Source organism: Kitasatospora sp. NPDC015121 (genome assembly GCF_055562955.1).
The window spans coordinates 66,303-78,299 of sequence record NZ_JBVHEH010000007.1; the positions used below are offsets into that span (position 1 = coordinate 66,303).

Annotated in this window: 5 protein-coding genes and 2 pseudogenes; 5 read left to right on the forward strand and 2 right to left on the reverse strand. The window is 71.6% G+C overall.

What is annotated here, in order from left to right; translation table 11 throughout:
- Nucleotides 1–125 precede the first annotated feature (125 nt).
- Nucleotides 126–907: pseudogene (locus ACZ3J7_RS12085) on the forward strand (IS5 family transposase); the annotation flags it as partial.
- A gap of 12 nt (nt 908–919) precedes the next feature.
- Here the strand turns inward: ACZ3J7_RS12085 and ACZ3J7_RS12090 are convergent.
- A complete protein-coding gene (locus ACZ3J7_RS12090) occupies nt 920–1,336 on the reverse strand; it encodes a hypothetical protein (protein ID WP_465619989.1) in 417 nt (138 codons plus the stop codon).
- Between the two features lie 145 nt (nt 1,337–1,481).
- Here ACZ3J7_RS12090 and ACZ3J7_RS12095 point away from each other — a divergent pair, with 145 nt between their 5' ends.
- From ACZ3J7_RS12095 to ACZ3J7_RS12110, 4 genes and pseudogenes are all read left to right on the forward strand, one after another.
- Nucleotides 1,482–1,733, forward strand: a complete 252-nt coding sequence (locus ACZ3J7_RS12095; protein ID WP_465619525.1) for a hypothetical protein — start codon at nt 1,482–1,484, stop codon at nt 1,731–1,733.
- A 244-nt stretch (nt 1,734–1,977) separates the two neighbouring features.
- Nucleotides 1,978–4,839, forward strand: a complete 2,862-nt coding sequence (locus ACZ3J7_RS12100; RefSeq protein ID WP_465619527.1) for an RICIN domain-containing protein — start codon at nt 1,978–1,980, stop codon at nt 4,837–4,839.
- Between the two features lie 47 nt (nt 4,840–4,886).
- Nucleotides 4,887–7,240, forward strand: a pseudogene (locus ACZ3J7_RS12105) (AbfB domain-containing protein).
- A 141-nt stretch (nt 7,241–7,381) separates the two neighbouring features.
- On the forward strand, nt 7,382–8,797 hold the full coding sequence (locus ACZ3J7_RS12110) for a glycoside hydrolase family 76 protein (protein WP_465619975.1): 1,416 nt from the start codon (nt 7,382–7,384) through the stop codon (nt 8,795–8,797).
- A gap of 71 nt (nt 8,798–8,868) precedes the next feature.
- On the opposite strand, the gene ACZ3J7_RS12115 is transcribed toward ACZ3J7_RS12110, so the two are convergent.
- The gene (locus ACZ3J7_RS12115; protein WP_465619529.1) at nt 8,869–11,988 is read right to left on the reverse strand and encodes a GH92 family glycosyl hydrolase; all 3,120 of its coding nucleotides are present in this window, start codon (nt 11,986–11,988) and stop codon (nt 8,869–8,871) included.
- Nucleotides 11,989–11,997 lie beyond the last annotated feature (9 nt).

The following is an 11,997-nucleotide window of genomic DNA, read 5'->3' on the forward strand; positions in this document are numbered from 1 at the left end:
ACACCTCGTCTCTGCCGCTGAGGCACCCGCCCTATGTCTCACCAGGGAAAACGCACCCGCCACTATCGGAAAGACAACGGCTTCTTAGGCCGCGTCCTATGTGGTGGTGGATCGTCGGTCGGGGCATGGGGCGGGGTACGTGGAGTTGGATTGTTCCGAACGGGTTGTGGGAGTTGGCGAGGCCGCTGATCCCGCCGGACCGGGTGCGGCCGCAGGGCGGCGGGGCGCAGAACACGCCTGATGAGACAGTGTTCGCAGCGATCGTCCACGTGTTGGTCAGCGGGTGCGCCTGGCGTGTGCTGCCGCCCTGCTTCGGGGTCTCCACGTCCACCGTCCACCGCCGATTCCTGATCCGGACTCGGGCTGGGGTGTGGGGCCGGCTGCACGAGACGGTCCTGCAACGCCTTGGCGACGCAGGCCTGCTGGACGTCTCCCGCACCGTCCTCGACTCCGCCCACGTCAGGGCCAAAAAAGGGTGGCCTCACAGGTCCGAGTCCCGTGGACCGGGGCAAACAAGGCTCCAAGATGCACGTCCTGTCGGACGCGGACGGACTGCCCCTGGTCGTCGCCGTCACCGCGGGCAACACCCACGACAGCAAGGCCCTGAAGCCAGTGGTCGAGGACTACCTGATGAGACGGCACACCTGGGGCGACCGCTACCGAAAGCCCGGGCGCCTCCACGCCGACAAAGCGTACGACATGCCCCACCTGCGAAAATGGCTGCGCGGCAAACGCATCGGCGTCCGCATCGCACGCAAAGGCATCGACTCGAGAACGCACGATGTCGTGGCCGGCCGGCTACCGCAGGCTCAACCACCGCTACGAACGCGACCCCCTCAACTACCTGGCCTTCCTCGGCCTCGCCGCCACCCTCTGCTGCTACAAGCGGCTGGCAAGCCTCACCACATGGGACACGGTCTTAAGTGAGCGCCGGACTCGCGGAGTTGGTGAGCGTGCCGCCTACGACGATTTCCCCGACCACCATGCGGTGGACCACGTCACCGAACTGGCGGCACGTGATCACTTCGCACCGGGTGATGGTCCCGGCGACGGCGTACTCGATCATCGTCAGTACGCCCAGGCCCTCTTCGCACATGTACCTATCCAGGTTCAGCTCCCGAGGGCCGAGCCAGACTTCATCGTCAGTGTCGAACTCTCCCTTGAATACCTGGGTGGACAGCACGACACCCTCGCCCAGAGCATCCTCTTTGACCTCCCCCATGGACCCCTCCCACGCCTTGAGGGCATCGGGGGACATGGCCTTGAGGATCCTTTGGGCCTTGAGTCGTATCTCGGTGTTGATGACGCGTCCAGGGTCAGGGAACTGCATGGTCAACGTGGGTTCCTTCGCGGGCCTCGGTAGGAAGAATGGAGCCGCCGTCGGCGTCAACGGCGGCCCCATTCTTCCCCAAGTCGTATGAGGCGGCCCAGGGTCAGGTCGCTGGTCCCGGGTCGAGGCGGGCTTCGAGGTCGGCGACGCGATGGTCCTGGAATGGAAGGTTGGAACGGGCGGCCTTGAGCCGCTCGTCGAGGGTGCGGTTGTCGGTGGTGAGCTGACGGACGCGCTGCTTGAGCGTGGTGTTCTCGCAACCCCCGCCGGGGCCGAGGCGCTGACCTATGCGCAGGCGGCCGAGGTCATCTCCGCCGAGACCGGGCGCGACGTCCGGATGGCCGCCCCGGCGGGGGTCGCCGAGTGCGTCCTCCCTCGTCGGAGCGGGTCCTCCTCGCCCTGAGCGCGCGTCCGGACAGGTCCCTGCGGGCGGCCTCTGCAACGTTGGGCAAGGCGCTGGAACCCGTGACGGGTCCGGTCGGGGCCGGCTGACGGGGAGTCGGCTTCGTGGGGTTCTTCTCCCTTGAGCTGCAAGGGAGTTGGTCTGTGACGATATCTGCCGTTGCTCTGGACATGCCTGCGGGGGCGTGCTGTCATGCCGGTGCCTTGATTTCCAACGTTGGAACAGCCCTTCGGAGGAGACTGTCATGTCCATGAGTCGTAGGCGGTTCGTCGGCAGCGCCGCCGTCGGTGCCGGCCTCTCGCTGAGCCTCCCGGTCGCCGCGCAGGCCGCCCCCCGCACCCGCCCCGGAACCGCCCAGGCCGCCCCGGCTCCCGGAGGGCTCTACTTCCCCAACGCGGCGCCGCTGGCCCCCGTCGCGTTCCTGCGCCTGCCGCCGGGGAGCACCACCGCGGCCGGTTGGCTCGACGGGCAGCTCCGGCTCCAACTCGCGGGCCTGTGTGGCCGGTACGACCAGATCTCGCACTTCCTCGACCTGAACACCAGCGGCTGGACCCGCCCCGATCGCCCCGGCTGGGAAGAGGTCCCGTACTGGTTGCGCGGCTACGTCGACCTGGCGATCGCCACCCGCGACGCCACCGCCCTGGCCACCGCCCGCCGCTGGATCGACGCGATCGTCGCCACCCGGCAGTCCGACGGCTTCTTCGGCCCCACCGCCCTGCGCACCTCGCTCAACGGCGGCCCGGACTTCTGGCCGTTCCTGCCGCTCACCTGGGCGCTGCGCAGCTGGCAGGAGTACAGCGGCGACACCCGGATCATCCCGCTGTTCAGCGCCTTCTTCCGCTACATGAACGCCCAGGGGCCCGGCGCCTTCGACAGCAGCTGGGTCTCGATGCGCTGGGGCGACGCCCTGGATAGCGTGTTCTGGCTCTACAACCGCACCGGCGACGCCTTCCTGCTGGACCTCGCCGACAAGATCCACACCCACGGCGCGAACTGGACCGACAACCTGCCCAGCCCGCACAACGTCAACATCGCGCAGGGCTTCCGCGAACCCGCCCAGTACGCGCTGCGTTCCCCGTCCGCCACCCTGACCGGCTCCGCGTACCGCACCTACGACCAGGTGATGGCACGGTACGGCCAGTTCCCCGGGGGCGGCTTCGCCGGGGACGAGAACGCCCGGCCGGGCTACGGCGACCCGCGCCAAGGCTTCGAGACCTGCGGCGTCGTGGAGTTCATGGCCAGCCACCAACTGCTCAACCGGATCACCGGCGACCCCGTCTGGGCGGACCGCTGCGAGGACCTCGCCTTCAACTCGCTGCCTGCCGCGCTCGACCCCGACGGCAGGGCCGTGCACTACATCACCAGCGCCAACAGCGTCGACCTCGACAACACCCCCAAGAGCCAGGGCCAGTTCCAGAACGGCTTCGCCATGCAGGCGTACCAGCCCGGCGTCGACCAGTACCGCTGCTGCCCCCACAACTACGGCATGGGCTGGCCCTACTTCCTGGAAGAGCTCTGGCTCGCCACCCCCGACAACGGCCTGGCCGCCGCCATGTACGCCGCCTGCACCGTCACCGCCAAGGTCGCCGACGGCACCGCCGTCACCTTCACCGAGACCACCGACTACCCGTTCTCCGAGACCGTCACGCTGCGCCTGAGCACCCCGAAGCCGCTCGCCTTCCCGCTGTACCTGCGCGTCCCCGGCTGGTGCGCCGCGCCCGCCCTCACCGTCAACGGCGCCGCCGCGAGCGCCCCCGCCGGGCCGGCGTACACCGTCGTCAACCGGACCTGGCACGACGGCGACACCGTCGTGCTGCGCCTGCCCCAGCGCACCACCGTGCGCACCTGGAGCGCCAACCACGGCAGCGTCTCGATCGACCACGGGCCGCTGACGTACGCGCTGCGGATCGGCGAGAACTACCAGCAGTACGCGGGCACCGCCGCCTTCCCCGAATACGCCGTCCACGCCACCACGCCCTGGAACTACGGCCTCGCGCTGGACGCCGGCTCCCCGGTCTTCACCGCCGCCGGGGGAACGCTCGCCGCCAACCCCTTCACCCAGGCCGGCACCCCCGTGCGGATCACCGTACCGGCCCGGCGGATCCCCGAGTGGCAGGCCGACGGCCAGCACGTGGTGAGTCCGCTGCAGAGCAGCCCCGCCCGCAGCGCCGCGGCGGTCGAGACCGTCACCCTCATCCCGATGGGCGCGGCCCGGCTGCGGATCTCCGCCTTCCCCACCACCTCCCCCGACGGCACGCCCTGGAGCACCGGCGGCGCCCCGTTCCGGATCCGCAACCGCAACTCGGGCAAGGTGCTGGGGGTCGACGTGATGTCGACGGCGGACAGTGCGCGGGTGGTGCAGTTCTCCGACAGCGGGACGGCCGACCACCTGTGGCAGCTGGTCGACAACGGCGACGGCTGGCTGCGGATCCGGAACGTCAACTCGGGCAAGGTGCTGGCCGTCGACTCGATGTCGACGGCGGACAGTGCCCGGGTGGTGCAGTTCTCCGACAGCGGCACCACCGACCACCTGTGGAAACTGGTCGACAACGGCGACGGCTGGTTCCGGATCCGCAACCGCAACTCGGGCAAGGTGCTGGGCGTGGACCGCATGTCGACGGCGGACAGTGCGCAGGTGGTGCAGTTCTCCGACAACGGCACCGCCGACCACCTGTGGCAGCTCCAGCCCGACGGCCAGGTGCGGATCCAGAACCGCAACTCGGGCAAGGTACTGGGGGCCGACGGCATGTCGACGGCGGACAGTGCGCAGGTGGTGCAGTTCTCCGACAACGGCACCGCCGACCACCTGTGGAGCTTCCTCGCCGACGCCGACGGCTGGTTCCGGATCCGGAACGCCAACTCGGGCAAGGTGCTGGGGGTCGACGTGATGTCGTCGGCGGACAGTGCCCGGGTGGTGCAGTTCTCCGACAACGGCACCGCCGACCACCTGTGGCGCCTGGTCGACAACGGCGACGGCTGGTTCCGGATCCGCAACCGCAACTCGGGCAAGGTGCTGGCCGTCGACTCGATGTCCACGGCGGACAGTGCCCGGGTGGTGCAGTTCTCCGACAACGGCACCACCGACCACCTGTGGCAACTGCGCTGACCCGCCGCGCACCGCTCTTCCCCCACCCACCCGTTGGAGGAACACCGATGCACCGACCGCACCCCACCACCGCCGTGACCGCCGCACTCCGCGGCCGGACGGCCGCCCTGCTCACCGTCCTCGCGCTGGCCGCCGCCCTGCTGCTCGCCACCGGCCAGGCCCCGGTCCGCGCCGCCGCCTGGACGCCCAAGGCGCCGCCGATGACCACCCCGTGGACCGGCCAGGTCTCCGTCGACCACCCGCTGCGGAGTACCCCCGCCCGCAGCTCACCCGACCCGACTGGCTCAACCTCAACGGCATCTGGGACTTCGCCGTCACCCCGGCCGGCGCCACCCAGCCCGCCGCCTTCGGCGAGCAGATCCGCGTCCCGTTCGTCGCCGAGTCCGCGCTCTCCGGCGTCCAGCGGCAGATCACCCAGAACGACCGGCTCTGGTACCGGCGCACCTTCACCGTCCCCGCCGGCTGGTCCGGCCGCCGCGTGCTGCTCAACTTCGGCGCCTCCGACTGGCAGACCACCGTCCGGGTCAACGGCAGCCAGGTCGGCGCCGTGCACAGCGGCGGCTACGACTCCTTCGGCTACGACATCACCCCGTACCTCAACGGTGGCACCAACACGGTCGTGGTCTCGGTCTGGGACCCGACCCAGACCGGTGGCGGCGCGGTCGGCAAGCAGCGCAACACCAACGGCGTCCTGCCGCACTCCGGCGGCGGCATCTTCTACACCGCCGCGTCCGGGATCTGGCAGACCGTCTGGCTGGAGCCCGTCGCCCCCGCCCACGTCAGCCGCCTCGACCTGGTGCCCGACCCCGCCGCCGGCACCCTGCGGGCCACCGTCCTCGGCGACGGCGTCAACGGGCAGACCGTGCGCGTCACCGTCTCCACCGGCGGCACCGCGGTCGGCACCGCCACCGGACAGGTCGGCTCCCCGATCGCCGTCCCCGTGCCCGGCGCCCGCCTGTGGACCCCCGAGGACCCGTTCCTCTACGACGTCCGCGCCGACCTGCTCTCCGGCTCCGTCACCGTCGACTCGGTCGGCAGCTACGCCGGCATGCGCTCGATCGCCGTCGCCACCGTCAACGGCGTCGAACGCCCGGTCCTGAACGGGAAGTTCGTCTTCCAGACCGGCACCCTCGACCAGGGCTACTGGCCCGACGGCATCTACACCGCGCCCACCGACGACGCCCTGAAGGCCGACCTGCAGGCGCACAAGAACCTCGGCTTCAACATGGTCCGCAAGCACATCAAGGTCGAACCCCAGCGCTGGTTCTACTGGGCCGACCGGCTCGGCCTGCTGGTCTGGCAGGACATGCCCGCCATGGACACCCGCACCCCCGACGCCGCCGCCCGCACCCAGTGGGAGGCCGAGTACCACCGCGTCATCGACCAGCACCGCAGCTCGCCCGCGCTGATCCAGTGGGTGGACGAGAACGAGGGCTGGGGCCAGTACGACCAGGCACGGATCGCCGCCGACGTCAAGGCGTACGACCCCTCCCGGCTGGTCGACAACATGAGCGGCGTCAACTGCTGCGGCGCCGTCGACGGCGGCAACGGCGACGTCGCCGACAACCACGTCTACGTCGGACCCGGCGCCACCACCCCCACCGCCACCCGCGCCGCCGTCCTCGGCGAGTACGGCGGCCTCGGCTTGAAGGTCGCCGGCCACGAGTGGTACCCCGGCGGCGGCTTCAGCTACGAGGACCAGCCCGGCGCGGCGGCCCTCACCGACCGCTTCACCGGCCTGCTCGACAGCCTGCGCACCGGCCAGATGCCCGCAGGGCTCTCCGCCTCCGTCTACACCGAGATCACCGACGTCGAGAACGAGGTCAACGGCCTGCTCAGCTACGACCGCCAGGTGGTCAAGGTGGACGCCGCCCGGGTCCGGGCCGCCAACCTCGCCCTGATCGACGCCTCCCGCACCACCCCCGCCAACCCGACGCTGCCCACCGGCCAGTACCGGTCGCTGCGCGCCACCACCGCCTGCTGCACCGACCGCTACCTGCGCCACTACGACGGCCTCGCCGACACCGAGCACGTCGACCCCGCCAGCAGCGCCCTGCTGAAGGCCGACGCCACCTGGAAGGTCGTCCCCGGCCTCGCCGACCCGTCCTGCTACTCCTTCGAGTCGCGCAACTACCCCGGCGAGTACCTGCGCCACCGCGACAGCCGGGTCCGCCGGGAGTCCGGCAGCGGCGACCTGTTCCGCGCCGACGCCACCTTCTGCGCCCGGCCCGGCAGCGGGGGCGTCCGCCTGACCGCCTACAACTACCCCGACCGCTACCTGCGCCACATCGACTCCCAGGTGTGGATCGCCACCTACGGCGGCCCCGACCCGTGGGACGGCAACACCTCCTCCTTCGTCGCCGACACCACCTGGTCGGTCGACGCCCCCTGGGCGCCCTGACCCCGCCCGCAGCACCGAACGGCCGCGGCCGGGCCCCTCCGGCCCGGCCGTCGCCGCGCTCCCCGCCCCGCCCAGCAGCCCCAGGAGGCCCCCGTGACCGCGTCCCGCCCCTCGCGCGCCGCCCTGCTCGCCACCACCGCCCTGCTCGCCACCAGCGCCCTGGCCGCGGCCCTGCCCGGCACCGTCCTCGCCGCCGCCCCGGCCGCGGCCGCCGACGCCGCGATCTGCAACAAGTACTGCGACACCCGCGACCCCGCCCTCAGCCCGCAGGACCGGCAGCCGGTCTCCGCGACGCTGTCCGGCCGCACGCTCGTCCTGCACTTCGACGACGCCGACGCCATGGGCTGGGCCTCGATCACCGGCGGCGCGGCCGGCGACGAGGTCTGGCTGGACCGCTCGACGGACGGCGGCCGCACCTGGAGCGGCGGCAGCAAGCTCGGCGACACCAGGGTGCCCGCGGGCGGCAGCGGCTGGCGCACCCTGATGTACAACGTCGACGACTGGAACACCCGGGCGGTCGGCGCCCTGCGGGCCTCCGGCCAGGTCGGCAGCGCCATCGCCTGCACCCCCTGGGCCCGCACCAGCTGGAACGCCTGGGACCGGCGCACCGCCGCCGCGACCGCACTCATGACGTCCTTCGACCGCACCACCGGACTCTTCGGCGGCAACGGCTGGTGGACCGCCGCCAACGCGCTCACCGCGGTCATCGACAACGCCCGGGTCAGCGGCATGGGCAGCTACACCTACGCCATCGCCGAGACCTACGACAAGAACCTCGGCGCCCAGGGCGGCAACTTCACCAACGAGTACCTGGACGACACCGGCTGGTGGGGGCTGGCCTGGGTCGCCGCCTACGACCTGACCGGCGACGGCCGCTACCTCGCCACCGCCCGCGCCGACGCCGACCACATGACCGCCAACTGGAACGGCACCTGCGGCGGCGGGGTCCGCTGGAACACCTACGGCACCTACAAGAACGCGATCACCAACGAGCTCTACCTCCAGCTCACCGCCGCCCTGCACAACCGCATCCCCGGCGACAGCGCCTACCTCCAGCACGCCCGCGACGAGTGGAACTGGTTCCGGGTCAGCGGCATGGTCAACGCCGACCACCTGGTCAACGACGGCCTGGACGACACCTGCGCCAACAACGGCCGACCCACCTGGACGTACAACCAGGGCGTGGTCCTCGGCGGCCTCACCGAGCTCTACCGGGCCACCGGGGACGCGACCCTGCTCACCACCGCCCGCACCCTCGCCGACGCCTCCACCACCCGCCTGACCAGCGGCGGCGTGCTGCGCGAACCCGGCGAGGGCGACAACTGCACCGGCGACGGACCGTCCTTCAAGGGCGCCTACGTCCGCGGCCTGGACCGGCTCGACGCCCAACTGCCCGACCACCCCTACACCCCGGCCCTCACCGCCTGGGCCGACTCCGCCCACGCCGAGGACCGCAACCCGCTCGACCAGTACGGCCCGCACTGGGCCGGCGGCCCCGGCAGCACCGACTACGGCTGCCAGCAGAGCGCCCTCGACCTGCTGAACGCCGCCGGCTGACCGTGCCGCCCCGAACAGCGGTGCCGTCCGCCCCCGGGCGGGGGCGGACGGCACCGGCGGGACGGCCCCCGCTACGCGGTGACCGGCAGGTTCCACCTCTGGGCGGCGGTTCCGTTGCAGTCCCAGATCTGCAGCTGCACGCCGTTGGTGGTGTCGGAGGACGGGACGTCCAGGCAGCGCCCGGAGCCGGGGTTCACCAGGGTGCCGTTGACGGCCTGCCACTGCTGGGCGCCGCTGCCGTTGCACTCCCACAGCTGGACCGGGGTGCCGGCGGCGGTGCCCGAGGAGGTGACGTCCAGGCACTTGCCAAGCACCTGGAGGGTGTCGCCGACCCTGCTCCAGTTCTGGGCGCCGCTGCCGTTGCAGTCCCAGACCTGGATCCGGTTGCCGTTGGCCGTTCCGGCGGCGGAGTCGTCCAGGCACTTCGCGCCGTTCAGACCCGAGGTGATCGGCCCGGACGCGGCGCCCGGCCCGGTCGCGTACGCCTCCAGTTCGTAGAGCCGGGCGGAGGGGTCGCCGCCGGTGTTGGTCGGGGCGGAGAACACCACCCGCACGTACCGGGCCGAGCGGACCGGGAAGGGGCTGTAGGTGCGGCTGGAACGCGATCCCGTGACGGTGGCGGCGTTGCTCCAGGAGGTGCCGTCCGTACTGGTCTGCACCTGGAAGGCGGCGGTGTTCCAGGCGGTGTTCTCGCCTCCGAGCCCGGCGTGCTCCAGCACCACCGAGCCGACCGGCTGCGCCGAGCCCAGGTCGACCTGGAGGCTCGCACCGGCCGTCTTCGAGCACCACTTGCTGTTGCTCCGCAGGCTGCCGTCGACGGCCTTGTCCGCGGACTCGGCCGCGGCGCACGGGGCGGAGGCGCTGGCCGGCCGGCCCAGGGCGAGGTTCGTGCCCAGCTCCGGGGCGGCGGGGACGGGGGTCGCGCCGTCCTGGAAGGAGGGCGGGACGTCGCCCGCGCCGGTGCCCCAGCTCGGGCTGGGCGCCGCGCCCATGGTGAAGTCGAGGGTGCCGCCGGACGCGAGGTCCGGGTAGCGCAGGTAGTTGTGACCGGTGGCCGTCCCGTTCACCTTCAGGCCCTGGACGTAGGAGCCGCTGCCGGAGGCGTTGACGGTGATGTTGCCGCCCGGGCGCCGGATCAGTACGGACGGGAAGGACGGTCCGTGCACGGCCAGCGTGTCGGCGCCGGGCGTCGCGGGGTACAGGCCGAGCGCCGCCCAGACGTACCAGGCGGAGGTGGCCCCGAGGTCGTCGTTGCCGGGCAGCCCGCCCGCGCCGGTGGTGAAGGACTCGGTCATCACCTTGCGGACGGCCGCGGAGGCCCCGGCGGGATGGCGGGCGTAGTTGTAGGCCCACGGGACGCCGTGCTCGGGCTCGTTGCCGATGTAGTAGTAGGGCAGGCTCTGCCCGGCGTTGACCTGGGTGAAGTGGTGGTCGAGCCGCTGCACGGCGGTCTGCCGTCCGCCCATGGCGTTGACCAGGTCGGCGAAGTCGTAGGGGACCATCCAGGTGTACTGGGCGGCGTTGCCCTCGGTGAAGTCCGCCTGGGCGGCCGGGTCCAGCGGCCACTTCCAGCTGCCGTCGGAGTTGCGCGGCTGCACGTAGCCGGACTCGGCGCCGTAGGTGTTGCGCCACCACTGGGCCCGGGCCATGAAGGTGCCGTAGTCCGCGGCGCTGCCGAGCGCCTTGGCGAACTGGGCCACGGCGAAGTCGGAGGCCGAGTACTCCAGCGAGTCGGAGGGGGAGCCGGGGATGTAGTGCAGGTTGGTGTAGGTGCCCTGGTTGCCGCGGATCGGCGAGCCCTGCGCGGTGCCGCCCGACGAGGACTTCTTCATCAGGGCCAGTGCGGCCGCGGTGTCGAAGCCGCGGGTCCCGAAGGCGTACATGCTGGCGACGATGATCGGGCCGGGATCGCCGGTCATCACGAAGTCCTCGTTGGTCTGCTGCGACCACTTGGGCAGCAGGCCGCCCTGCTGGCCGTCCAGGACCATGGAGTTGGCGATGTCGGCGGCCTCGTTCGGGGCGATCAGCGCGATCAGCGCCGCCCACGAGCGGTAGATGTCCCAACCGGAGTAGTTCTGGTAGACCGGACGGGCGGAGTTGTGGACCGCGCCGTCGAAGCCGCGGTAGTCGCCGTTGACGTCGCTGGCGACGTTCGGGCTCTGGAAGACGTGGTAGAGCGAGGTGTAGAACTTCTTCAGGTCGGTGGCCGAACCGCCGGTCACCTGGGCCCGGTTGAGGACCTGGTTCCACGAGTCGGCGGCGGCGGAGCGCACGGCGGCGAAGTCCCAGCCGCCGTTCTCCGCGGCCAGGTTCGCCTGGGCGTTGGCGATGCTGACGTAGCTCAGGGCGACCTTGAACTGCACGGTCTGCGAGCCGCTGGTGTCGAAGGTGACGTACGCGCCGGTGTTGGTGCCGGACGCGTCCGCCGAACCGGCGCTGAGCGTGGAGCCGGACCAGGTGCCGAAGCCGCTGGGAGCCCGGTCGAAGCGGATGTCGAAGTAGATCTGGTAGGTCTTGGAGGAACCGCAGAACCCGCCGGCGGTGACGCTGCCGGTCAGCTCCGAGCCGTTGACCCGCACCGATCCGCTGCGGCTGCCGGTGGCGCTGCGGCCGGTGGCGACGAGCAGCTGCGCGGCGCCGGTGGACGGGTAGGTGAGCCTGCCCATGCCGGTGCGGGTGGTCGCGGACAGCTCGACCGTGGTGGCGTACTTGTCGAGCCGGTTCCGGTAGTAGCCGGGGGAGGCGCTCTCGTCGGACTTGGTGTACCCCGAGGCGTAACCGGTCCAGCTGCTGCCCGGCGAGGCGCCCAGGGCGCCGGTGACCGGGAGCAGCGGCAGGTCCTCGTTGTTCGGGCAGCCGGCCCCGTCGAAGTGGGTGAGGCTGAAGTCCTCGATCGTCGTGTCGGAGTTGCGGTAGCCGGACGGCGAGGCCGTCGGGGTGTCGGGGCTGAACTGGACTCCGCCGAAGGGCACCACGGCGCCCGGGTAGGTGGAGCCGCCCGCGCCGCCCCCGACGGGGTTCGGCGCGTTGCTGTCGTCGGTCCCGATGAACGGGTCGACGTACTGGGTGAGATCGGCCGCCGTCGCGGCGTGGGCCGCGGTTGCGCCGAGGGACGTGACCGGGCCGAGGACGGCGAGCAGGAGACTGCCGGCCGCGACGGCGGCCCGGATCTTGCGGGTGGGGAGGGACACCGTGGGACA